The following is a 24,096-nucleotide window of genomic DNA, read 5'->3' as shown; positions in this document are numbered from 1 at the left end:
TGCCATAGCTTAGCCTCCGAATATAACAACAAAACGGACGCCGTCCTTGGTATTCTCCACCTTAAAGTGGAATTCGTGCAAATCCAAAATTCGTTTGACGATCGACAGCCCGAGCCCTGTCCCACCTGTCTGGCGGCTTCGGGACAGCTCAGCCCGGTAAAAGCGATCCCATATCTGCTCCAGTTGATCATCAGGAATGGTCTCACCTTTATTTTCAATGGAAAAGGAACTGATTTCCCCATCACCTTCGATACGAATCGTGATTGAGCTTCCTTCCTCAGCATGTCGTATGGCATTGACAACAAAATTGATAATCACCTGTTCCATCCATCCTACATCGGCATGGATCGGCATCTCATTGGCGGGGATAATGACTACTTCCAGCTTTTTCTCCTTCAACAAATGGAATAGCTTGTCCACGACCTCCTCCACCAGCTCACTCAAGATAAAGGTCATCTTGCGAAGCTTGAGAGTACCCGATTCCAATTTGGCGAGGTCCAGCATATCTTTGACCAATCGCTCCATTTTGTCCGCTTCCTCTACAATGACTTTCATATAATGATCCTGCTTCCCGGCGCTAACCCCATCTTGTAATCCTTCTGCGAAGCCTTTAATGATACTCAGCGGAGTTTTCAGTTCATGAGAAGCGTTGGCAAAAAAGTCTTGTTGCACAGCCTCCATCCTCTGCTTCTGTTCCATATCCTCCACTAATTGCTGATTGGCCTCCTGAAGCTCGCGCAAAGCGGTGTCCAGGTTCTGGGACAGGGTATACATGCTGTAGGACAAGCTGCCCAGTTCATCATTCTGCCGGATTGGTGTATGGGCTGTAAAATCGAGCTTAGCCATCCGCTTGGCGGTATTATTCAAAGCAATGAGCGGGCGGGTCACCATCCGAGAATAGAACAGAGACAAAATTAGAATGAGTGCAAATCCTCCGATCCCTAAGTACAGATAAAACCAGCGCAAAGCCTCATTCGTCTCACTGATTTCCTGCAACGATGTCACAGTGAACAGGAGGTCGATCTCGCCTGTGCTCTGACGAACAGGATGGACTATAACTGCATTGCGTACCCCTGTCCAAGGTTCCGTCCAATCTTCCTCCAACACTTCGAAATTCTTAAGCTTCTCCAGATGCGACTGTGATAAAGGGAACCATTCCTCCAGCGCACTAAACAGTAAACCTTGTCGCTGACTCCATGTTTTCAGATCCGGCAGTACAATCTCTGTCACCGTACCGGAAAACCTTACACTGCCACCTGTGCTTGCCTCTTCCAAAGTTGATCCTATACTTTTGAAGCCAAGCTTCTGTATGCCGGTTGGATAAATTAAATTGGCGGAGGATATGCCTTCCGTTCCCAATCCCTCACCTTCAACCGTTACCGTATCGCCAGGCTGAAGCCGGGCAGCTCTCAGCTCATCTCCATACTCACTCATAAACAGAGACAGCGATATTTTAACGATTTTACCATCTGCTTTTCTTACATTGATATGAAACGCATCATCCAGCTTTACTTTGCCGTCCAGCGTTACAATCGCCAACTGGTTTTTATTCTGAAGCATAAAACGAGCTGCCTCACGCGAAACCCTGCCCGATCCCCAAGCCTCCTGGACATAACTTTGACCGAAGCTATGCAAACGACTTTCCACACGCCCAATCTTCTGTTTCTGATAAAAATTTTCAAAAAACAACAATTGACTTAAAATCACCATACCGTAAAAACACAGGAAAAACACAACCGTCATAATGAACAACTTAAAGGTAACTCCCCGTTTGTTCATTCTTCCTCCTCAAACCTGTAGCCAGTACCAAAAATAGTGCGGATATGGCGTGATTCACGTCCCAGCTTACTTCTCAGCTTTTTGATATGCGTATCGACAACTCGTGTATCTCCTTCAAAGTCGATGCCCCACACTCGGTTCAGTATCGCATCCCGTGAAATAACGATGCCTTTATTATGTATAAGCAGCCGCAGCAGCTCATACTCCTTGGGCGTCAGCTCGACTTCTGCCTGATCCACCTCAAGCCGATGAGCCATCGTGTTGAGAATGGCACTACCGAACTGCAAGATATGCGACTCTGGCTGCACATGTCCTTCCACCCGTTTCATCAGCGCGTTGGCGCGGGCGATCAGCACCTTGGGGCTGAAAGGTTTGGTCACGTAATCATCGGCTCCCAGTTCAAAGCCTAATATTTTATCATCATCACCGGATTTGGCTGTCAACAAAATGATCGGCACACCTGAACGGCTGCGCACCTGGCGGCACACCTCCCAACCATCCAGTTCCGGCATCATAATATCGAGTATAATCAGGTCAGGCTGCACCGAATCAAACCAGATAAGTGCATCTTTTCCATTGCCTGCTTCATAGACTTCCCAATTATTTTGTTTAAAATAATCCGCAATCACTTCACGAATACGTATTTCATCCTCGACAAGAAGAACTCTTTTCTTCAATCGACTTCCCTCTTTCGGTCATTCTAGGACACCAGTATATCAAAGACATGTGTTCTTTATGTGTTCTTGACACTTCTTATCAGCAAAAGTTCTCATCCGCAAATTTCACCTTGGATTAGGGCAAATTTGTCATCGCTCAGACCATCTCTTCCTCTAAGATCCTACCCTATAATAAGTTGAGATACAAAAAGCCTGACAGGAGGGTAACACATGAGCAATCAAACCATTCAGTGGTTTTCCACTTCCAAAGCTAAAGCTTGGCAATCCCAAGCTCACCATTTGACCGATACCCAAGAGAGTGCCAACCTAATCCTTACAGGAGAAACATATCAGCTTGTAGAAGGCTTTGGTGGCTGTTTTAATGAATTAGGTTATGTGGCCCTGAATCATTTGGAAAAGGACGACCGAGATCGGGTGCTTCATTCTCTCTTTCACCCAGAGGGCGAGCACAAATTCACGATATGCCGACTTCCTATTGGAGCGAGTGACTACGCGCTGGAATGGTATAGCCACAATGAAACAGACGGCGACGTGGAGATGAAGCATTTTTCCATCGAGCGCGATCAGCAGTATCTCATTCCTTTTATTCGAGAAGCGTTACAACTCAATCCGGACTTAAAGTTGTTCGCTTCACCCTGGAGTCCGCCGACATGGATGAAATCACCGAAAGCCTACAATTACGGCACGCTGCGCTGGGAAAAGGATATTTTGAAAGCGTATGCATTGTACTTTGTCAAATTTGTTCAGGCTTACCGGGAGGCAGGGATTACGATCCATCAGATTCATGTTCAAAATGAAGTCATTGCCGATCAGAAGTTTCCTTCCTGTGTATGGACCGGAGAGCAACTGCGTGAATTTATTCGCGACTATTTGGGTCCTGCTTTTGAGGAACACGGACTGGATACGGAAATTTGGCTGGGCACCATTAACGCACCCGATCCGTGGGAGGAATTAATGAAAAAGACTTCGACCGGATTCGATGAGTATGCCCATACCGTGTTAAGTGACCCCCAGGCCTACAAATATATTAAAGGTGTAGGCTACCAGTGGGCAGGCAAAAATGCCATTCAGCGCACCGTTGCCAGTTATCCTGAGCTTCGTTACATGCAAACCGAAAATGAATGCGGTAACGGAGAGAACTCATGGGACTACGCCAAATATGTATATAATCTGTACCAGCACTACTTCACCAATGGTGTGAATGCTTATATTTACTGGAATATGGTTTTGGAACCGAAAGGCAAGAGCACATGGGGCTGGGAGCAAAATTCGATGATTACCGTTGATCCAACGGATCGAAAACCTGTCCTGAATCCAGAGTATTATGTTATGAAGCATTTTTCTCATTTTGTATTACCGGGTGCCCGACGCATCGGACTTCGTGGCTCATGGACTGGAAATGCAGTTGCTTTTCAAAATACAGACGGGCAAAGAGTGCTAGTCATCGCCAATCCGTTCAAGGAATCACGTGTACTGAATCTGTCTCTCGGAAAAACAACACACCGCTTGGAGCTGGAGCCAGAGTCCTTTAATACGATCGTGATTCCTTCTTAACGCCGCAGGTTTCTGGAATTATGCATATATTAGGAATATTACGTTCCTGTTTTCCGGTCCTGCGTAATCATCATGCTTCACTGTCCAGTCGATCTGTATCCATATACGTATGCATAGTTTCCAAAATGGATGTATATCCTTTTGCGTATAGTAACTATAAATAGTATACTTGGAATAACTATGGACAGGAGGTCGATGAATATCACTACTGTAAAAGACCGGATTGATTTGAAGCTGATTAATTGTGATAAGGAATTGACTCTCGCGGTCATCGGTGGAAAATGGAAGCTGATTATTTTGTGGCATCTCGGTATGGAAGGCACCAAGCGGTTTGGTGAATTGAAGAAGCTGATTCCCCATATTACGCAAAAAATGCTGACTAACCAATTGCGCGAGCTGGAAGAAGATAAACTCATTCTACGTAAAGTCTATCCTGTCGTCCCTCCGCATGTGGAATATTCACTGACAGAGCATGGCGAAAGCCTGATTCCGGTACTGAGAGCAATGTACGATTGGGGATCAAACTATCGCGAGAACGTGATTTGGAAAGAAGAAGAAGCGGTTCAAGACGTCACACCCGTGTGACCAGCAAACAAGCATTTTGCGAAATGCTAAACTATATTTCTCGTAGAGGCGACCCTGGGAAGATCCGGGGTTGTTTTTTTGTGATATAAAGACATTCTCCAAGATAATAAAAGATATGGATGCAAGTATCCGTTTCCATTGGCATTAAAGATCGTTTTCCGCTACATATCCTCATTTTACACTTGTATTCGTGATTTACATTACATCCGCTGTGACGTATGATTCTTCCATCCCTATTTACAGTGAACTCGAGAAGGAGGCCATTCTAGCATGAGCATGACGCTTGCCCAGCCCACAACGTCCCAAGCGACCCAATTACGCATTGGTTCCATGGAAATGATTCAATACGATTATCGTCAATTTCCTGACTCGAAACCCTATCAACACCATTGCTGTGGCTTGCTTACTATGTCGTGTAACGGCGCTCAAGGTCTGGCAGAATATGAGTTACCTGAAATTAAAGGCGCCTTTGACCTCGTCCGCTGGGCTTCCGTGTTTACCTCACTCAAGGGTCTGTCCTTAACCGAGGCTGAGCAATATATTCAGCACCACGCTGATCACTGGGGGCCTGATAAAACAGAGCTGGCTCTATCTGCCTTATCCGATCTGACTGCCCATGCGAACCTGCACATTCTCTCCCCATTAGCGACCATCCTCCCCCCTCGGATTAGTCGTTCGTATCTCATCGAGCATGGCCTGGTCTACTATTCATTCTAAATATCGTCCACCACTCCATTAGCAATCTACTTTCCAGTTCATGCAAAAAAGCCTGAGACTGTTTATCACAGGCCAGGCTTTTACACTTTCAGCACAGAGTTGATCACACTTGCAGTTTACCTGCACGAATATCGTCTGTCATTCCTTCATAAGGTGCTTGGGAAATTAATTGTTCGTTGTTCACACCCGCATTTTCGATGAATGTAATATCTGCAAATTCAGGCACCACATACTTTGGATACGTTTCATACTTTTCACGCGATTCTTCCATTAGCGGAATAAAATCGTTTTGGTAGCGCACAGTGATTTCCGGATGCTCATGAACCCATTTAGGGAAGAAAATAATGCCGTGCATACGTTTTTCTTCAGGCATAAAATTCAGAGACACGTCAGTGCCTGTCGGTTCGGTCCACGATACTTTATACACGTTTTCCACCAGTTTCGCCAGATTGACCTTCTGATCACGTACCCAGCGGCCACCTACCATACCACTATGAATGCGATAATCGATCGTATCTTCATTTTTAATATATATTTCATACTCCCAACCATTCTCATAGGTGTAAATCATGTGGCTGCCGATAAACTTGTCCATCTTGCATCCTTCTTTCCTAAATTATAATTTTTCATGAATTGAATGGGATACCAAAGATATTAAATATTCAATTCAAACATGTAAATATAAACATGTTTTTAACTACATATAAATTGTAGCACTGTGGTATACTAGTGTCAAATACCGTTTTACGAGGAGAGCTACGTTGAAACGCACTTTAAAATATGCCATTTTGGGCCTGGTTCACAAAGAGGAAATGAGCGGCTACGATATTACGAGCCAATTCAAGCAGGAAATCGGACAATTTTGGAGCGCCAAGCACAGTCAGATTTATCCCGAGCTCAAAAGGCTGACCGAAGAGGGACTCATTGAATATCGGACCTCCATTACAGGAGCCAAGCTGGAAAAAAAATTGTACTGCATTACCCCCAAAGGAACCCAAGAGCTGACCGAATGGCTGCTAAGCCCCAAGGAGTTACCGGAAACGGAAAAAGATGAGTTTATGCTTATGCTGTATTTCTCAGCGGCCATCCCCAAGGAAGAGAACAAGCGATTGTTCGAGGACCAGATTGCCAAACGTAAAGAAAAGCTGGAGTATCTGTACGAAAGTAAAAAATCCCTCCAACAGCTGGACGAGAATCTTCAATCCCCCGGCTCTAACCAATTCGGGCATTATCTGGTGCTGAGCCGTGCCATTAATCGGGAAGAAAGCTATATTACGTGGCTGGAAGAAACACTGTCCCTGTTTGAATAGCCTAAAAAACCTTCAACGTCACGTAGATTCGTGGTATTGAAGGTTTTTCTAAAATAAGTACGTGCAAACTAGTCTGCCGTCGTAATCGAAGAGCCGTAATCTTCAATATGGATATCTGTGCTAAACCGTACAGGAATGGTACTAAAAGTGGTATCCCAATCCTCTTTGACCTTACGCCAAACTTTAGGATGCTGAATCCTCAAGGCCTCTCCGAAACCTCCGACGTCAACCTTCAGCTTTTGCATTTTAGCTAACGTTTGTTCAGCTAATGAATTCACTTTCTCCTGAAAGAGACTCTCTTCTTGTCCAAGCACATTGTTGCTACGCAAATTTTCATTCTTTATATGCACCTCCGAAATGCGTCCCTCTGAGGTCATTTTTACCTGAAAGGAAATGTCATCCCCCTGAACGATGGCCTTGATCTTGCTTTTCACCGCTTTGATCTCATATGCTATATTTTTACCGGTTTTCGGATCGCTGCTTTTCAGCACGCCTCCATCCAATTGGCCTTTGATCCACATAAGACCCTCGACCTCCGACTCATTCAGATAACCACCGTAGGTTTGTGTCTTTCCCTTGATGATTCCCGCACCTGCGAGCTTGATTTCATTCTCCGCCGTAATGACATTAGGTAATATAAAGCTTCTTTCACCCTTCATGGGTCCGATCACTTTAGCCAAAGCCATGGGCTTTATCAACCGCGCGTTCCGTTTACGGTTTTGGAATATATCCTTTAATATATAAGCAGGAATCTGACCAGGAATTTTCTCCTGAAGCGCATTCCCCGCCTTGTCTGTACTAATCAGTAGCTGTACGCTGGGCCGAATGTCATTATCCCCCAAGAAAAAGTCCAGCAGCTCATACAACGGAATCTTGCGAAGCAGACTGGAGCTGATAATAATCGTTTTCAAATGTTGCCCGATGGGAGGTCGATTGGTCCGCAATGAAATTTCTCTGAGCATTTCAAAAACGGAATCCCCCGTTTCCGTAATATTAAAAAATTTTTTAGCTTGCGGGGAGGAGCTATTGGAGCCTCCGCTTTCCTCTGGGATGACAAATTGGAAGGTTCCAGTGATTAACTCTTTTTTTGGATAATCTCCTCCTTTTCGATTAATTTGCTCTTCTTGCGAAGATTCTGCCTCTACATCCATAGCAATACCTGTCATCAGATTTAGATCCTCCACCGGCGAGCTGCTCCAACAACCTGAAAGTGTAAAACATACTAGGAGTGCGGTCATTCCGAGTAATCCCGACCGTGCCCTCATCATGACCGCACCTTCCTCCAGCGAGAAATAAGCAGAAGTGGCAGTGGAAGCAGAGCGAATAAAACAAAAGCTCCATTCCCCAGGATCGTTCCAAAAGAAAATAACTCATTCAGATTTTTGGGAATTTGGGATAGGAAGTAGATGATCGGAAGCAAAATGAACAGCGTCTTGGAATAAGAGCTATTCAAAATTTGAGAAACTCCGAGCGAAGCGCAATAAAAAGCAATACTAAATGTGGAAAAAATTTGCATGATCCAAATGGTCAACAATAAGGATTCGAACCGTTCCAATAACAGGTACTCCACTTCAAAACTGCGAGCCAAATCTAAAAATGGCCAGGTTCTGCTCAAGACTCCTTCGAACGAAAAAGCGCCAATGCACAGGATCAGCGTTGCTGTATAAAAAGCGACCGCGATCCCGATCGCCAGTCCGATTGCCTTGGTTGCTTTCTCGGGTTTTTCCATCCGACAAAAAATAATCAGCAAGGACTCTGTCCCCGTTAATGTCAGGATTGTAGTCTTGAGCGTTCTAACCACTGGCATCACCCCCTCCGACAAGACAGGACGCAAATTATTCAATTCGAAAATATTTAAACTCAGCAAGCATATCAACAAAAAGATAGCCGTCGTAATCGGGAATATTAATTGGCATATTTTCCCTAATGAGCTTACTCCTCCCATGCATAGGTACAGAGAGAGCCACATAAAAGGTGCTGAAATTGCCCACGCCGGAGTGCCTTCAAGCAGAAAGAACGACGTTACTTCCTCCACAGATCGGATTTCAAATGCGGCTATACAAACAAAATAAATAACAATCAGCATACCAATCCCTTTGCCAATGACTTTGCCTGTTATCCGCTGAACATACTGGTAAAAGGTGCTTTCTGGAAACCTTGAACTTAGTTTGATCATAATCCATCCGAGCAGGAAAGTGCCCCCCCCTGCTAAAATGACAGATATCCACGCATCCGGTGTTTTTGCAACTTCAGTTGCTACTCTGGGAAGGGTAAGCAACCCGGCAGCCAGCATAAAGGAAACCACAATTGCCGTTGTCTGCAACGTTGTAATTTTATCCGCTTTTTTCCCACGGGCCATCTTGCTCCCTCCTGTGTTGAGCTCATCCTTGTCGCTTAGGGTCTTTATGCTTCAAAAGAATGGGTCTATTTTTCATAAATTGCAGCGGTGCTCGTATGAAGTAATCTTTCCAGTCCTTCAACGAACGGGGGACCGTTAGACTCAGGAACGGCACACCGAAGCTGTGTAATTTAACCATATGAATACTCAGCATTAGGAAAAACATGATTACGCCATACAACCCGAAGGTGGCCGCCGTAAACATGGCTCCAAAGCGCATGACACGCATGGAAATCCCAGCGCTGTATACAGGGGCTGAAAAGGAAGAAATCGCTGTAACGGCCACCACAATTACGAGAATCGGGCTTACAATCCCAGCGTCAACAGCGGCCTGTCCAATAATCAAACCGCCAACGATGCCCATCGCTGGACCGATGGGTTTGGGGAGCCGAAGTCCTGCCTCGCGTAAAATTTCGATGGAAATTTCCATAATCAGGGCCTCAATCAGTGTCGAAAATGGGACCCCCTGTCTCGCACTGATAATCGAAATGACCAGCTTGGTTGGAATCAATCCGGGATGAAACGAGATAAAGGAGATATAGAGCGCCGGGGCGAACAGCGATATGAAAGTTGCCATAAAACGAAGGAATCGTATAAGCGAACCCGGTATCCATCGTTCATAATAATCTTCGGGGGACTGGAGCATCATCCCATACGTTACAGGCATAAGAAGCGCAAAAGGTGTACCGTCCAGCAGAATCGCCACACGTCCCTCCAGCAATGCAGCCATGACCCGATCCGGTCTCTCCGTATTTTGAATTTGCAGAAAGGGGCTAAGAAAATTATCCTCAATAAGCTGCTCCACATAGCCCGACTCCAATACCTCATCCATATCAATGGTTTGGACCCGCCGCTTCACCTCATCCACAAGCTCCGGGTCGGCAATGTCTCTGAAATACACCACCATCAACTGCTTCTCCACTCTTTTTCCAACTTTGAAGGACGACATGGCCAGTTCCGTACTTTCTCCATGTCTGCGCAGCATTGCCGTATTATCGCTGAGGGTCTCGGTAAAACCGACTCGCGGTCCTCGCAGCACCGATTCCGATATCGGGTCCTCCACCCCTCGTGTATTCCCTTTGGGTGTACCCAGCACAAAAGCGCCGGGTATGCCCTGAATTATAAGTATGACAGAACCGAACAGCACCTTTTGCAAGGAGAACTGCACCTCTAACGTATACTCTGTCTCCGATACCAGCATGACCTGACGAATAAACATATCCCGAAGCTCTTTTCCTCTCGGAAGATCCTCCCCGCCTTGTCCTGAACTGCCCCAATCCATCAGTGGCTTTAAAATGTTCTGATCCATGCCAACCTTGTCTGTTAATCCATCCACAAAAAAAAGTGTACCTACAGCGTTCAGTTTTCCCAGGAAAATAGATCGTTCGTTCACATCTGCCATATCCGCGACGGCTTGTCTGACTTTTTCTATATTCGCCTCATAATCTTCGGTAAAGGTTCCCTTTTCCTTCTCTGCCTCACTTACAGACGGGTTGCGATCTGCCTGCTCCGAACGGTCTTCTTCTTCTAGAAGCTTTAATCGTTCCATACGTCTGCTCTCTCGACCATCCATCGCTTTAATTTGTCGTACCGTCAGAAAAATAATCAAAGGTATGATGAACAAAAAGACAGCTTCTATCCATACGTTCCATTTGGGTATATGAGTTCCGATGACCTGCCACACGTTCTTTCCTCCTTTACTTCCATAGGATTTGTATATAGATTTACCTGGATTAGAAAAAAGATGCATGGACGATAGGTGGGATGGAATAAATTTCTTTGCTCACAAAAGGAATAAAAAGGTGAATTTGATAGATGAACTGTAGTGTCAAATGTAGAAATCCATGATAATATCTATTCATTCTATGACTAATGTCACAAATTTGTTGAATTCGTGGTCCATTATTCGAATCTAAAAAGGAGTTGTAGGTATGAAGAATCATTTTTGGAAGAAAACCGCTGTGTTGAGTTTGTTAGCGGTCATTTTGTTAGGTGGAACGGCAATCAGTCCCAAACAGGCACATGCAGGTTATGAGCCTTATATTGGGGAAATTACGGTGTACCCGTACATGTTCGCTCCTAAAGGTTGGCTAAAATGCGAGGGCCAGATCTTGAGCATTGCTCAGAATTCAGCATTATTTAGCCTGCTGGGCACTAATTTTGGCGGCGATGGAATGAGCACATTTGCATTGCCTGACTTGCGCGGAGCTTCCCCGTTGCCAAATGTAAACTACTACATCGCAACCGAAGGGGCATACCCGTCCCGCCCATAAGATGAATACGCTCAATAGTGTGCTATTTAATAAAGAAGAGGTGATAGCGTGCTCGAAGGCAATAACTTCACACGCAACAAATTGAAACCCTATCGGTTGCTGGTTCCATTGCTGCCATTCATCGGCGGTGCGTTCCTGCTCATAGGGACGAATGAGGCACATGCTGCCGGTTGGGAAAATGTAGTGTTGCACAAGCCTGTAAGCTCAAGCGGTTACACGCAACCCTATGATCCCTCCAGAGCGGTAGATGGGTCAATCGAGCCAACAAGCCGCTGGTATCAAGCTAGCAACGGTGAGAAATGGATCCAGGTAGACTTGAGAGATTGGTATATCGTAGATCGATACGTTGTTACAGGTATGGGTGTCCATTATGGATGGAACGATCAACGTGATCCATACAGTTTCCGATTGCAGACAAGCAGCAACGGAATTAATTGGGTGACTGTTGATACCGTACAGAATAATGGAAGCTCTAATGTTGAAAAGAGCATTGCCCCTGTAACTACACGATACTTGCGATTAACTATTGATCAAGGAAATGCAAGAAACAATCAATGGACTTCCATCATGGAATTCGCAGCTTATGGGGAGCAATTGCCTATTCCACAGGCTCCGGGCCATTTTGCAGGAACCAAAAATGGAAATACAGTGGAGTTAAGCTGGGATGCTGTTCCTTATGCAACATCATACAAAGTCATACGAGATAGCGTAACGCTCTATACAGGCAGCTTAACCCAATTCATAGACACTTCAGCCTTGCCGCCAGGTGAAGCAATTTATACGGTTCAGGCTGTGAATGCTAAAGGGGAGAGCACTCCCTCAGAGGTTAAAGTGATTATACTTACCGATGCCGAGAGAGTTGCACAGGCAAAAGCCGCTCTTGCTTTAGGCTTTGCATCTGGAGATACAGCTGATTCGGTATCTCAAAATCTGACACTACCCCTCACTGGATTGAATGATACGACGGTGAGCTGGAGTTCGGATACTCCTGACGTCATTACGAATGAGGGGGCTGTCACACGCCCGCGGTACGATCTGGGTGACCGAAAAGTAAAACTGACAGCTACGATTGCAAAAGGAACCGCCTCGGATACTCAAACTTTCGAAGTTACCGTACCGAAGATAACTGCACATGATACATTGGATCAAGCAGCAGGTGCCCTCTCGCTTGGCGATTTGTCTGCGCTGACAGAAAATATATCTCTCCCATTATCCGGTTATGGTGGTACGCAGATCGAATGGTCCTCGTCCAAACCTCTTGTCATTGCATCAGATGGAACACTCACCAGACCCTCTTATAGTAGTGGAGATACTGACGTTATCCTAACGGCTACCCTGCAACTTGCAGGCTTAACGAAAACAAAGAATTTTACTGCGCATGTATTCCGTCTGCCCATGAGCGATACAGAAGCCGTTGACGCAGCATACAGGGCGCTTGAGTTGCCAATGACTACAGTAACCGGAGACGTATATTTGCCAAAAGACGCATTGAATGGTGTTCAGGTGTCATGGTCATCGACTCAGCCCCAGTTCCTGGATCATACGGGGCATGTAACATTCCCAAGCTATGTGCAAGGCGATCAGACCATCACGCTGGAAGCAGTTGTGTCACGAGGCGGGGTTGAGCTGCGAAAAACATTCAGCCTGCTCGTGCCCGCACTGCCCGTAAGTGCTGATGAAGCCGTAAATTTGGCAGCAAATACACTAAATTTGGATTATCCGCAAGGGATTAAGGATTCCATTGCTCTGCCTCGTACAGGAGCATTTGACACCCAGATTGACTGGTCTTCGGATCAACCGGATATCCTCAGCAATAGTGGTCAGGTGAATCGGCCTAAATATACAGACGGTGATGCGAATGTACAATTAATTGCCATTATTTCTAAAGGTGCAGCTTCTGTACAAAGAACATTCACGATCACAGTGCTGAAGGCATTGCCGAATACACCTTACGTACGATTGAACGGCAGTAATCCAATTGTTCTGGAAACCGGCGACAGCTTCACTGATCCAGGAGCCAGCGTACTGGACAGTGTTTACGGCAATATCCTGCTCCCTGAGCTTTCAGGTAGCGGGAATGTTGATACAAATGTACCTGGTGTATATGTATTGAACTATGCTTATAGCGACAACGGGGGTTGGACGGCAGAGCCTGCAGAACGCCATATAAACGTGCTGCCTCGTGCTGTTACAGCCGCAGCAGGCAATGAGGATATAGCCTCTGTGATCGTTACAGGCGCCTTACCGAACGCACGGCTTGAGCTGTACAATGCTCAGCAGGAGCTTATAGCGGAAGGAATTGCTTCCGGAGAGGGTAGATATACATTTATACCCGTTCCTGAAGGAGCCACCTACTATGTGCTACAGAACGTAAATGGCATGAAGAGCGCTCCGTCAGGGCTAGTGTATCCGCAAGGGTTAACCGCGCAGCGCGTTGCCGATTCCATCACAAGCATAACACCTCCTACAACAAGTGATACATTGCTCAGGTTGCCTGTTGTACCTGATGGTTTCCGTGTGACCATCAGCAGCAGTAGCCAGCCAGACATCGTGCGTACAGACGGAACTATTGTTCAAGCAGGTACTCCTTCCGTTGTAACTATCATGCTGGATGTTATGAGGGTAAGTGATGGTTCTCATGCTTTGACGCAAGCCATAGAAGTCACCGTTCCTGCCAAGGTAATTGCGAATACAGGCAAATCTAACAAAGATAAGACTGAGGATCTATCTACTTTCGTGCCACAGATCGGATTTTCCGAACAAGGGAAAGAGTTCTCCCTCTTTGTTCCTTCGCCGGCATTTCTGGATGAGCAGATACAGCAAGCACTTCGTGAGGGCAAAGCATACGCAGACATTCGTTTGGAGCAGGAAAAACAAATGAGTCGTGTTCTCCTTCCTCATTCTTTACTGAATAAGTGGGATAAGATGGGTGCATCGGTAATATCCCGATATGGAACACTGAGGATATCCAGTGACACCTTAACCAGCATGGCCTCAGGTCAGCAGGACGTTACATTGTCATTCCAGCAGGTAGATGTACAGCGTGCACAGCAGATCCGTGATTGGGCTGAGCAACAATCCAGCCTGACGCTGATGGGTCCGGTTACAGACATCAAAGCTAATGTGACAGGGACATCGACCATCATTCTACCGCTGGATAACGAATCCTTAGGTGAGTTACACAATGCAGAGCCCCAGTTCTCCATTCTTGTTATTCATGAGAATGGCGAGCGTGAGATTCTAAAAGGTACTGCTGTAATGGATTCAAAAGGGATTTTGTCGGGTGTGAGTCTGAATACGACCGGGTTAGGTACCTTTGCCATCGCCACAGATGCAAAGCCTCAAACCGGTCATACCCGTGTGCAAAATGCCCCAATCAATTCGTCAGATTCGCAAGAGCTAGCTCAAGTATGGCCAGATGTACAAGGCCATTGGGCTGCGAAGTCCTTGCAATCTCTTGCAGACAAAGGCTGGATACAAGGCTATAAAGACGGCAACATACGTCCTGAGCGCGCTGTAAGCCGTGCAGAATTTGTAGCCATACTGACCAGAGCATTGGGAACTGCTGGAGATGAGAGCCCTTCTACCTCATTTACAGATATGAAGGGACACTGGGCTGGATCAGCTGTGGATTCTGCTTACCGTCAGGGATGGATTCAAGGGCTAACCGCTCAAACTTTCGGACCTGATGAAAGCCTTACCCGTGAACAGGCGATGGTGATCCTGTCACACGCGATGCAGAATCAGACATCCATTTCCAGCACTACTGCACTGCAATCCTACAAGGATGAGCAGCAGATTTCAGCGTGGGCCTCCACAGCATTCCAAAATGCAGTATCCTCCGGCTGGATCAGCGGTTATCCAGATGGAACGCTCAAGCCAAAAGCGGCTATCAGCAGAGGTGAGATGGCTGAACTGTTAGTACGTATGCTTAAATAAGAATTTTCAAGTTTCATAGATCAGATGAGTATAGCCAATACAACGCGGCCTCCAAGCTTTTCGGGGGGCCGTATTTTTTATGTGTATTTTATGTAGGAGCCTTCAACAATCATTTTTGCTTGGTCATTCACCCTTTTCGCTTCAGAAAATATATTATGAGTATCTGCGAAACGGGGCGATGAACCACCTGTCACCTCTACTGTAGGAAGAACGATCAGGAGGAGATATTTGAGCATGAAACATAAAAAACCGTTCAGGTTCAGTGGTGCATCAAAAAAAGATGAAGACTGTAAACCAACAAGAGTAAATAGAAGTATCGAAGATCTTCTCAGGCTGATTAATGAAATGACCGCGATTATCCCCATCGTGTTCGCAAACCCTTCTGCGGCTAATGTATCTTCCTTGCAACAGGTTTTAAGACGTCTGTTGTCTCTGGCGAAAAGCTTAAGGCTTCGCGGCGGGGCCAAGGCAGACTTACTGGCAGCGCTGGAGCTTGCTATTGTTGCGTTAGAAGCTACACCTTTCTCGCCGATCGGCGTAGGTACTGCACTGCAACAATTGCTGGATGCGCTATTGTCCATCGTTTTACAAGAATCCCTCGATCCTGCTCTTAAAGACAGCTTAATCAACGCGATCAGAATCGCTGGAACGATGGTTAGCAACGTATTAGGTGAAACATACTTGTCAGGGGAGCCCGGTGCACAAGGACCCCCAGGGCCTCCAGGGGTTCCAGGGCCTCCAGGACCTCCAGGACCGGTGGGACCCGGCGGTGCGCCTGGACCAGCAGGTGGACCAGGGCCACAAGGGGCTCCCGGACCTATCGGAGCGGCCGGACCTGTGGGCCTTGACGGGCCTGCGGGACCTGTGGGCGCCGCTGGGCCCGCTGGGCCTATCGGGGCCGCTGGACCGGAAGGCCCTGCCGGACCTGTCGGCGCTACGGGTGCTACGGGGCCCGATGGTCTACCGGGCGCAGTTGGCGCTGTCGGACCCGCTGGGGCCACGGGTGTTACGGGCGTTACAGGGATTACCGGAGCCACCGGCTCGGGAGCCATCATCCCGTTTGCTTCCGGAGGGCCTGCTACACTGACAACTGTTCTTGGTGGGCTGGTAGGAACCACAAGTTTGATCGGCTTCGGAAGCTCAGCTACAGGTATTGGCCTCGTAGGCGATACCATTGACCTCACAGGTACGCTTGTAGGACCGCTTATTAACTTTGCTTTTTCCGTACCACGGGATGGCGTAATTACCTCTATTGCTGGTTACTTCAGTACAACAGCTGCTCTGACCCTCTTAGCATCATCCGTTAGCATTACTGCCCAGTTGTTTAGTTCCCCAACACCTAATAATTCCTTCACAGCGATTCCCGGAGCTACCGTTATATTGACTCCCCCACTGACTGACATTGTTGCTTTGGGAACGATCTCTAGTGGTATTACTACCGAATTGGCTATACCCGTAACCGCGCAGACCCGTCTACTTATGGTCTTCTCAGCAACGGCTACAGGAGCCTCCCTCCTCAACACCGTGGTGGGTTATGCGAGTGCAGGCATTACCATTACCTGATCCAAGCCGAAAAGGGCCCAACAGGATTGTCCTGTTGAGCCCTTTTTATTTGTATTCCATCAGATGAACTAAACCGTTTCGAGCGATATTTTTACTTCTTCTCCCTCTTCACAAACAGCGAACGTTTTAACTTGTCCGTGATCAGGCTCTTGAACGATGCCTGTCTGCAGGTCAATTTTCCAGTCATATAAAGGATCATAGATATAATGACCAGATACTATCGCCTCTGTAAGAGGACCTCTTTTGGGATGAGGATTGATATTTTCAACGGCATAAAGCTCATTCTCCGAAGTGCGAAAAACAGCAATTTCGACACCTTTGATGTGGATGGTACGTCCTATTCTGATCGGAAAATCCTTACTGTGACCGACGACAAGCCATTCGGCATTTTTGATCATTTGCTTGATTGCTCCCTTCCTCAGGCATTTTAGATACAATTACACAATAGACGGGGTGACAACCTCGAATAAATTCTTGCGTGAATCCTCATCATTGATGATCTTTTTCCAAGGGTCTTCGACCTGTTGCAGTGCAAATTCGATACGTTCTACTAAAGCTTGGCGATTAGCTGTATCCTGAACGACTGCTTTCTGAATCTCTTCCACACCGATCCGTTCCACCCACTCCGAAGTACGTTCCAGGTATTGTCCTGTTTCGCGGTAGAGTTGCATTACGCTACCTACAATATCAATCAACTCGGCGTCGGTTTTCACTTTACAGAGTGAATCAGCCAACCGTGCTTTAATACCGCCATTACCACCGATAAAGATCTCCCAGCCCCCATCATTACCTACGATTCCGATATCTTTGGTACATGATTCCGCACAGTTGCGTGGACATCCATTAACCGCTAATTTGAATTTTGCCGGGAAGTCCAGTCGTTCGAATTTCCGTTCCAACACTTCTCCCATTCCCATCGAGTCCTGTGTGCCAAACCGGCAAAATTGCGATCCAACACAGGTTTTAACCGTACGAAGTGACTTCGCGTAGGCATACCCCGACGGCATATCGAGTTCTTCCCATACTTTAGGCAGATCCTCTTTACGGACACCGATCAAATCAAGCCGCTGTCCTCCTGTTACTTTAACGACCTTAACGTTGTATTTAAGAGAAACATCTGCTATCTTCTTCAAATCTTCTGGGGTCGTTACACCGCCGTACATTCTAGGAACAACTGTAAACGTTCCATCCTTTTGAATGTTCGCGTGCAATCGCTCATTTACAAAACGGGAATCCCCCTCATTTTCATAGGTGTCCGGGTTAATCATTCCCAGATAGTAATTCAGCGCCGGCCGGCATTTGGAGCAACCTTCATCATTATGCCAACCCAGTACATTCATAACTTCACGCGTTGTTGTCAGCCCTTTGGTTTTGATCGCTTCCACAATCTCGTCCCGGCTCAATGTTGTGCAGCTACATATTCCTTGCTTGGCTGACGTCTTGAAGCTGTCTCCAAGAACATATTGTAGAATCTGCTCCACGACCGGCTTACATCCTCCACAAGAACGAGTTGCTCCGGTACATGCTTTAATTTCATCGACTGTAGTCAGCCCATTGTCATTAATTGCATCAACAATGGCCTTTTTAGTAACACCGTTACAGCCACACACAATTTCATCATCGGCCATCGTTTCAGCGGATGATGTTTTCGACCCGTGATTGCTGCATCCAGTACCCATGAGCTGTCCATATATTTCATCTGTCATCAATGTTTGCTGACGCACATATTTTTGCAGGCTAGCAGATTCGCTCACATCGCCAAACAGTACAGTTCCAACAATCTTATTTTCACGAAGCAGCACTTTTTTGTAGGTCCGCTTCCACTCATCTTTTGCAACAATCACCGTATGTTCAGGCTGGGTTATGAATTCGCCAGCTGAGAAAACATCCACCCCTGAAATTTTGAGCTTGGTGGAAACCACCGATCCCATATAACCTTCAGTTTCCGCGCCTGCCAAATGTTTGGCAATGACACTTCCCTGCTCAAACAGCGGAGCTACCAGACCATAACAGATTCCGCGGTGTTCAACACATTCCCCTACAGCATATACATCCGGCACAGAGGTTCTCATCAAATCATCGACTACAATACCACGGTTCGTTTCCATACCACTTTGCACAGCTACCTGAATATTAGGCTTGATCCCAACCGCCATAACGACCAAATCCGCTTCCAGCTCGCTTCCGTCTGAAAACCGCAATCCTTGTACGCGATCTTGACCGTACACCTCCGAAGTTTGCATTTGCATAGCAAACTTGATTCCTTGGCGTTCTAGTTCTGCTTTTAGCATCGCAGAGGCTTCCCGGTCTAGCTGACGTTCCATCAAATCTTCCATTAAATGAACGACCGTAACATCCATCCCCAGATTGACCAGGCCTTTAGCTGCCTCCAGCCCCAACAGACCTCCACCAATGACAGCGGCCTTTTTATAGGTCTTTGCCGCTTCCAGCATTGCCGAGCAATCGGCGATATCTCGGAAACCAATAACTCCCGGTAATTCTTTACCCGGAATAGGCAGAATAAACGATTGTGAACCAGTAGCCACCAAAGCCACATCGTAATCAATTTCCAGTCCGTCTTCGGTGAGAATCTTCTTGTTCTCACCGTCGATACTTTTAACCATTTTTCCTGTATATAAAGTAATCCCTTGATCCGCATACCATTGCAAATCGTTCAGTATGATATCATCTATTGTTTTACTACCTTCCAACACATAAGAGAGCATGATCCTGTTATAGTTCGGATGCGGCTCACTTCCCAGGACTGTAATTTCATATTTATCTGTTAATTTTAAAATTTGTTCGACCGTATTGATACCAGCCATCCCGTTCCCTATAACCACAAGCTTCTTTTTACTGTTTATCATATACCGGTTCCTCCATTCATTCGACGCTACTTCCTATCCGACGACATCTCTACGTTTCTAATGAATATTGTTTATGCTTCTATTTTAATACAGCAGATAGAGCTATATGTGACTAGAATCACAATGTAGTTAAAATTAAGAATATTTAGGGATTTCCCTATTCCGTTTCAAGGGATTTTGCTCCATTCTCTACACTGGCTCTCAGTGCTAGATAGCTCTATAACAACAACAGAAGTGTTTCGTGTGAGATCTGCCGTAATGATTAGATTTAAAAATAGTGTAGTTGATGATCATTTGCTCTGGTCATCGAACGAATCTTTCCAGTTCATGTGTAAATACAACCTTTATAAGGAATACTTTAGGGACAACTTGTATCTTAGAATTGATTCGTTTGGAGGTGGTCATCTTGTGGTCTAAAATAATTTCTTATATTCCGAGCTGGAGTATACTCTTTCAAGCAGGCCTCGCGTTGATTATTCCTTTAGGGATTTATTATATAAACACCTCGATTTATTCGTTTGTCGGTAGTAAGGGAGCGAAATCCAAACATTCTTCCGGTCGGCCGCTCTCCGATGAAAATAACGAAGGGCACCTTGATCAACAGAATAAACCAAACTCTAAAATTACAGGGAATTACGATTCCGATTTAAATTCGATCCGAGAGTCTATAGGCGGAAATAGTGATGTGCATTTTCGTGAGTTTATGTTGAAAAAATTTCATGCTCGGTCCGTATTAGTCTTCATAGAAGGCATGCAGGATGAAAAGCTTATGAGCAATCAGGTATTGGAGGTCTTGATGTTTGAGGGCCAGCAGGACCAACAGGAACAGCCGGAAAGTATAAGTAGCTCTTTTATAAAAGATAGCTTGATGCCACTTACGCAAATTAGTGAAGTTACCAGTATGGAGGAACTGCACGAGTTCATCCTTTTAGGTCATACTGCCTTATTAATTGAAGGAATGAAGGAAGCACTACTGGTAGGCTCGCCTAATGGCGCCATTCGCTCCGTCAATGAACCAACCTCTGAAGCACTACTTCGGGGTCCCAGAATCGGTTTTACGGAAGTATTAAGTGAAAATACTTCGATGCTTCGACGCCAGGGCTTAAATAAAAGTCTGGAAATGAAGAAATTTCAAGTGGGAAGCCGAATCAAAAAGGATCTGGTTGTCGCGTACATCAAGGATATTGTGAATCCGGATCTTCTTGAAGAAGTAAACCGCAGAATATCAAAAATAGATATGGATTTTTTGGCTGAATCCGGTTATGTGGAGCAACTCATTGAAGACAATTACTTAAGTCCGTTCCAGCAGGTTCACAACACAGAGCGACCCGACCGTGTCATTAATGCATTACTGGAAGGAAGAATAGCCATTCTTCTGGACGGGACTCCCTTTGCACTTATTGTCCCGGTGACCTTCAGTATGCTGCTTCAATCTCCCGAGGATTATTATGAACGCTGGATTCCAGGTTCACTTTTACGTTTGCTGCGATTTTTTGGAGCTTTCATAGCGCTGATGGGCCCTGCTTTGTATATCTCTTTTATTTCATTTCATCCCGGTTTGATTCCGACCAAGCTGGTCATTAGCATCATTCAGACCCGTCAAGGCGTCCCTTTTCCTTCCGTCATTGAAGTCATGATTCTGGAAATTTCGATCGAAATCCTGCGGGAAGCCGGCATCCGATTGCCCAAACCCATTGGTCCTGCAATGGGCATTGTGGGAGGCTTGGTCATCGGCGACGCTGCTGTAAATGCGGGCATCGTCAGCCCCTTCCTGGTGATTGTGGTTGCGGTAACTGCCATTTCTTCATTTTCGATACCGACATACAGTGCGGGCATTACCCTGCGTCTTTTGCGTTTCGTCGGCATGTTCTTTGCAGCAATCCTGGGTATGCTCGGAACCATATTGTTCTTTCTGTTAATTTGTATCCATCTAACGAAGTTGAAAAGTTTTGGCGTACCGTATGTAACTCCCTTTTCACCCATGCGACCAAGTGATTGGAAGGATATGTACATCCGGGCTCCTATTTCTCTGATGAAACGAAGACCTGTTATGATGAAAACGCAGCAAAAAAAGCGTAGACCATGACGCCAAGACGAAGGAGGAGCTACTGTGTTTAGACGCTCTGATGACAAGATCACAACGAAGCAGGCGGCTGTATTCCTGACCAATACCGTATTGGGGGCAGGCATTTTGACACTGCCGAGGGGTGTAACTGAACAGGTACAGACTCCTGATGCATGGCTTTCTGTCCTCATCGGTGGAAGTATTGTCATATTTGTCGTCTGGATCATGGTGAAATTAAATCAACAGTTTCCTGGAAACACCGTGTATCAATATTCCAGAAGAATCGTGGGCAAGATTCCGGGGGGATTCTTAAGCGTGCTATTAATTATATACTTTATAATCATTGCCGGCTTTGAAATCCGTGTGTTAGCTGAAGTGAACATTTTTTTTCTACTCGAAGGCACACCTATCTGGGCAATTGTGATTCCATTTATCTGGGTAGGGAGTTATTTGGTTTTTGGAGGCATTAATTCTATCGCGCGACTGTACCAGATTGTACTTCCGATCAGTCTCTTCTTTCTGCTTTTCTGTTTTCTCTTTAGCTTAAGGATTTTTGAAATTGATCATCTTCGTCCCGTATTGAGTGAAGGGGTTTTACCCGTCATCAAGGGACTGAAATCAACTATCCTTGTTTTCAGTGGATGTGAAGTCGTCATGACACTGGTCGCTTTTATGCAACACCCCGAGAAAGCATTTAAGGCCATGGTAGTGGGGATCAGTATCCCTTTAATTTTGTACTTTTTGACCGTAGTTATGGTCATCGGCGGGCTATCGGTAGATTCCACTGTGACAAGTACTTGGCCTACCATTAATTTGATGCGCAGTTTTGAAATCCCCGGATTTCTTTTTGAACGTCTAGAGTTTCCACTGCTAGTGATCTGGATGATGCAAATGTTTTGTAATTCCTGCAGTTTTTTCTTCAATGCATCCTTAGGTGTTTCACAGGTGTTTGGTTTTAAATATCGTTATGCGGTTTTCGGTTTAATCCCGCTAATCTTTATCTCCACAATGACTCCTGTTCGTATGATGGAAGTGTTTAGCCTGGGCGATGCGATCGGATATATGGGAATCCTATTATTTATTTTGATTCCGGTATTTCTCTCCATTGTGTTCATGATCAGGAAGAAGGGAATGAAGCAAAATGTGTAGACGACCTATCCTATCTGTACTGCTTGCCTTTATTCTTCTGGTGACTCAAGTCGGTTGTTGGAGCAGCAAAGAAGTAGAGGAACTTAGCATATATACAGGACTTTCTCTGGATAAGGGAGAGCTCACTCCATTGGAACAGGATCTGGAGAAGAAAGGCAGCCGTTACTTCAAGAAAAATAAAATTACGGCCAGCGTACAAATCGTCCCCAAAAAATCATCTGGAAGCCCAAACCAACAAGGCGGAGGAGGGGGACAAGAGCCAAACTATAACAACATAACTGGCACAGGAGATTCTTTGCTTGAAATCTTCCGCCAACTCTCTCTCCGTTTGGATCGCCCCGTTATTGGCCACCATCTAAAGGTCATGGTGGTTTCCACCGAACTGGCAAAACAACAGACGATGCAGCAATTGATGGATTTTGTGCTTCGTGATAATGATATTCGCCCGAGTTGTTTGGTCTTTTTAAGCAAGGGACGAGCAGATAGTACTTTAGTTACCAAATATAAAGAAGAAGTCCCATCCATTCATATTCTGTATATGCTTCGTAACCATTTCAGAACCAGCAAGGTAATGAAGGGAGTAAATTTGTCTGAATTGGATGGGTTGATGCATTCCAAAAAAAGCTATATATTGCAAAACATCACTGAATCCGATGGAGAATTAGAATTTTCAGGTGCCGGCATTATTAAAGGAGATACCGGTCACTGGATCGGTACTTTGGGACAACAAGACGTGGAGAGTATTGGATGGATTACAGGGGATGTTAAGGGCGGAGCTGTCAAAACGTATGATAAGCGGAATGAAGCCATAACTTACGAAATCAAATCGGTAAAAAGCAAAATAACAACGAAGGTGACTGAGAGTAACGATATCTCGTTTCACGTAGAAATTGAATCCAAAGGACGTTTAATCGAAAACTGGGATGATAAAGCCGACCCGACTGAGACACAAAACATGAAGGAGGCTGAGAAAGAGTTTGAAGAACAAGTGACTAACAGGATTAAGTCTCTTATGCACAAATTACAGTCAGAATATAAAGTCGATGTTGCCGGTTTTGGTGATCATTTGCATATTGAGGAACCGCAGGTGTGGAAAAAAGTAAAGGATGATTGGGATTACAAATTCAGCAAAACACCCGTAACCTTTGATATAAAATTATCCATTACGGATTTAGGTTCATCTGCTGAATGAAATAGTCGCTCCTGAATTTCCAGAAGCG

Annotated in this window: 18 protein-coding genes; 10 read left to right on the top strand and 8 right to left on the bottom strand. The window is 45.7% G+C overall.

The genetic code is table 11. The features are described 5' to 3' along the window. Nucleotides 1-9: 9 nt before the first annotated feature. Together NSS94_RS03635 and NSS94_RS03630 are read right to left on the bottom strand one after the other, a co-directional pair. On the bottom strand, nucleotides 10-1,779 hold the full coding sequence (locus NSS94_RS03635; protein ID WP_165148282.1) for a sensor histidine kinase: 1,770 nt from the start codon (nucleotides 1,777-1,779) through the stop codon (nucleotides 10-12). After that, nucleotides 1,776-2,456, bottom strand: coding sequence for a response regulator transcription factor (locus tag NSS94_RS03630; protein ID WP_341038680.1), 681 nt, complete (start codon nucleotides 2,454-2,456; stop codon nucleotides 1,776-1,778). The genes NSS94_RS03635 and NSS94_RS03630 overlap by 4 nt, the downstream gene beginning before the upstream one ends. 210 nt (nucleotides 2,457-2,666) lie before the next feature. On the opposite strand from NSS94_RS03630, the gene NSS94_RS03625 reads away from it, so the two are divergent. From NSS94_RS03625 to NSS94_RS03615, 3 genes are all read left to right on the top strand, one after another. Continuing rightward, nucleotides 2,667-4,010, top strand: coding sequence for a glycoside hydrolase family 30 protein (locus NSS94_RS03625; RefSeq protein WP_341038679.1), 1,344 nt, complete (start codon nucleotides 2,667-2,669; stop codon nucleotides 4,008-4,010). A 195-nt stretch (nucleotides 4,011-4,205) separates the two neighbouring features. After that, nucleotides 4,206-4,595 carry a winged helix-turn-helix transcriptional regulator gene (locus NSS94_RS03620; RefSeq protein WP_029515870.1) on the top strand — a complete coding sequence of 130 codons (390 nt, stop codon included), beginning with the start codon at nucleotides 4,206-4,208 and terminating at the stop codon, nucleotides 4,593-4,595. A 276-nt stretch (nucleotides 4,596-4,871) separates the two neighbouring features. Beyond that, a complete protein-coding gene (locus NSS94_RS03615) occupies nucleotides 4,872-5,312 on the top strand; it encodes a hypothetical protein (RefSeq protein ID WP_245231474.1) in 441 nt (146 codons plus the stop codon). A gap of 103 nt (nucleotides 5,313-5,415) precedes the next feature. Here the strand turns inward: NSS94_RS03615 and NSS94_RS03610 are convergent, their stop codons facing one another. Further along, a complete protein-coding gene (locus NSS94_RS03610; protein ID WP_029515872.1) occupies nucleotides 5,416-5,907 on the bottom strand; it encodes a phenolic acid decarboxylase in 492 nt (163 codons plus the stop codon). Between the two features lie 166 nt (nucleotides 5,908-6,073). Here NSS94_RS03610 and NSS94_RS03605 point away from each other — a divergent pair, with 166 nt between their 5' ends. Further along, complete coding sequence (locus tag NSS94_RS03605) at nucleotides 6,074-6,622, top strand: PadR family transcriptional regulator (protein WP_069010937.1); 549 nt, start codon at nucleotides 6,074-6,076, stop codon at nucleotides 6,620-6,622. 68 nt (nucleotides 6,623-6,690) lie between these two features. Here NSS94_RS03605 and NSS94_RS03600 read toward each other — a convergent pair whose 3' ends face one another. From NSS94_RS03600 to NSS94_RS03590, 3 genes are read right to left on the bottom strand one after another with little or no spacing between them, the layout of a single operon-like run. Continuing rightward, nucleotides 6,691-7,890, bottom strand: coding sequence for a Ger(x)C family spore germination protein (locus NSS94_RS03600; RefSeq protein ID WP_341038675.1), 1,200 nt, complete (start codon nucleotides 7,888-7,890; stop codon nucleotides 6,691-6,693). Continuing rightward, complete coding sequence (locus tag NSS94_RS03595) at nucleotides 7,887-8,981, bottom strand: GerAB/ArcD/ProY family transporter (protein ID WP_029515875.1); 1,095 nt, start codon at nucleotides 8,979-8,981, stop codon at nucleotides 7,887-7,889. The genes NSS94_RS03600 and NSS94_RS03595 overlap by 4 nt, the downstream gene beginning before the upstream one ends. Nucleotides 8,982-9,003: 22 nt before the next feature. Next, on the bottom strand, nucleotides 9,004-10,704 hold the full coding sequence (locus NSS94_RS03590; protein WP_340954114.1) for a spore germination protein: 1,701 nt from the start codon (nucleotides 10,702-10,704) through the stop codon (nucleotides 9,004-9,006). Nucleotides 10,705-10,951: 247 nt separating this feature from the next. Here NSS94_RS03590 and NSS94_RS03585 point away from each other — a divergent pair, with 247 nt between their 5' ends. The 3 genes from NSS94_RS03585 to NSS94_RS03575 all read left to right on the top strand — a co-directional run bounded on the left by NSS94_RS03585 (nucleotide 10,952) and on the right by NSS94_RS03575 (nucleotide 16,795). Continuing rightward, nucleotides 10,952-11,293, top strand: coding sequence for a phage tail protein (locus NSS94_RS03585; RefSeq protein ID WP_029515877.1), 342 nt, complete (start codon nucleotides 10,952-10,954; stop codon nucleotides 11,291-11,293). Between the two features lie 48 nt (nucleotides 11,294-11,341). Further along, nucleotides 11,342-15,232 (top strand): immunoglobulin-like domain-containing protein, encoded by a 3,891-nt coding sequence (locus NSS94_RS03580; protein ID WP_341038674.1) that lies wholly within the window; start codon nucleotides 11,342-11,344, stop codon nucleotides 15,230-15,232. 234 nt (nucleotides 15,233-15,466) lie between these two features. Beyond that, nucleotides 15,467-16,795, top strand: a complete 1,329-nt coding sequence (locus NSS94_RS03575) for an exosporium glycoprotein BclB-related protein (RefSeq protein ID WP_340884271.1) — start codon at nucleotides 15,467-15,469, stop codon at nucleotides 16,793-16,795. 68 nt (nucleotides 16,796-16,863) lie between these two features. On the opposite strand, the gene nirD is transcribed toward NSS94_RS03575, so the two are convergent. Together nirD and nirB are read right to left on the bottom strand one after the other, a co-directional pair. Further along, complete coding sequence (gene nirD, locus NSS94_RS03570; protein ID WP_029515880.1) at nucleotides 16,864-17,193, bottom strand: nitrite reductase small subunit NirD; 330 nt, start codon at nucleotides 17,191-17,193, stop codon at nucleotides 16,864-16,866. Nucleotides 17,194-17,232: 39 nt separating this feature from the next. Continuing rightward, on the bottom strand, nucleotides 17,233-19,662 hold the full coding sequence (gene nirB, locus NSS94_RS03565; protein WP_341038672.1) for a nitrite reductase large subunit NirB: 2,430 nt from the start codon (nucleotides 19,660-19,662) through the stop codon (nucleotides 17,233-17,235). A 406-nt stretch (nucleotides 19,663-20,068) separates the two neighbouring features. Between nirB and NSS94_RS03560 the strand changes: the two genes are divergently transcribed. From NSS94_RS03560 to NSS94_RS03550, 3 genes are read left to right on the top strand one after another with little or no spacing between them, the layout of a single operon-like run. Continuing rightward, entirely contained in the window at nucleotides 20,069-21,748 is a 1,680-nt protein-coding gene (locus tag NSS94_RS03560) for a spore germination protein (RefSeq protein WP_341038669.1), read from the top strand. 24 nt (nucleotides 21,749-21,772) lie between these two features. Then, complete coding sequence (locus tag NSS94_RS03555) at nucleotides 21,773-22,876, top strand: GerAB/ArcD/ProY family transporter (protein ID WP_341038668.1); 1,104 nt, start codon at nucleotides 21,773-21,775, stop codon at nucleotides 22,874-22,876. Beyond that, entirely contained in the window at nucleotides 22,869-24,068 is a 1,200-nt protein-coding gene (locus NSS94_RS03550) for a Ger(x)C family spore germination protein (RefSeq protein WP_341038665.1), read from the top strand. The genes NSS94_RS03555 and NSS94_RS03550 overlap by 8 nt, the downstream gene beginning before the upstream one ends. Nucleotides 24,069-24,096 lie beyond the last annotated feature (28 nt).

Source organism: Paenibacillus sp. FSL L8-0644 (assembly GCF_038008165.1).
GTDB lineage: Bacteria > Bacillota > Bacilli > Paenibacillales > Paenibacillaceae > Paenibacillus > Paenibacillus polymyxa_D.
This window is presented reverse-complemented; position numbering and strand designations above follow the sequence as displayed.

What these genes read in the sequence shown, in the direction of transcription:
- NSS94_RS03635 (WP_165148282.1), bottom strand. Translation starts at nt 1,779, where the DNA reads ATGAACAAACGGGGAGTTACCTTTAAGTTGTTCATTATGACGGTTGTG.
- NSS94_RS03625 (WP_341038679.1), top strand. Translation starts at nt 2,667, where the DNA reads ATGAGCAATCAAACCATTCAGTGGTTTTCCACTTCCAAAGCTAAAGCT.
- NSS94_RS03620 (WP_029515870.1), top strand. Translation starts at nt 4,206, where the DNA reads ATGAATATCACTACTGTAAAAGACCGGATTGATTTGAAGCTGATTAAT.
- NSS94_RS03615 (WP_245231474.1), top strand. Translation starts at nt 4,872, where the DNA reads ATGACGCTTGCCCAGCCCACAACGTCCCAAGCGACCCAATTACGCATT.
- NSS94_RS03610 (WP_029515872.1), bottom strand. Translation starts at nt 5,907, where the DNA reads ATGGACAAGTTTATCGGCAGCCACATGATTTACACCTATGAGAATGGT.
- NSS94_RS03600 (WP_341038675.1), bottom strand. Translation starts at nt 7,890, where the DNA reads ATGATGAGGGCACGGTCGGGATTACTCGGAATGACCGCACTCCTAGTA.
- NSS94_RS03595 (WP_029515875.1), bottom strand. Translation starts at nt 8,981, where the DNA reads ATGGCCCGTGGGAAAAAAGCGGATAAAATTACAACGTTGCAGACAACG.
- NSS94_RS03585 (WP_029515877.1), top strand. Translation starts at nt 10,952, where the DNA reads ATGAAGAATCATTTTTGGAAGAAAACCGCTGTGTTGAGTTTGTTAGCG.
- NSS94_RS03575 (WP_340884271.1), top strand. Translation starts at nt 15,467, where the DNA reads ATGAAACATAAAAAACCGTTCAGGTTCAGTGGTGCATCAAAAAAAGAT.
- nirD (WP_029515880.1), bottom strand. Translation starts at nt 17,193, where the DNA reads ATGATCAAAAATGCCGAATGGCTTGTCGTCGGTCACAGTAAGGATTTT.
- nirB (WP_341038672.1), bottom strand. Translation starts at nt 19,662, where the DNA reads ATGATAAACAGTAAAAAGAAGCTTGTGGTTATAGGGAACGGGATGGCT.
- NSS94_RS03550 (WP_341038665.1), top strand. Translation starts at nt 22,869, where the DNA reads ATGTGTAGACGACCTATCCTATCTGTACTGCTTGCCTTTATTCTTCTG.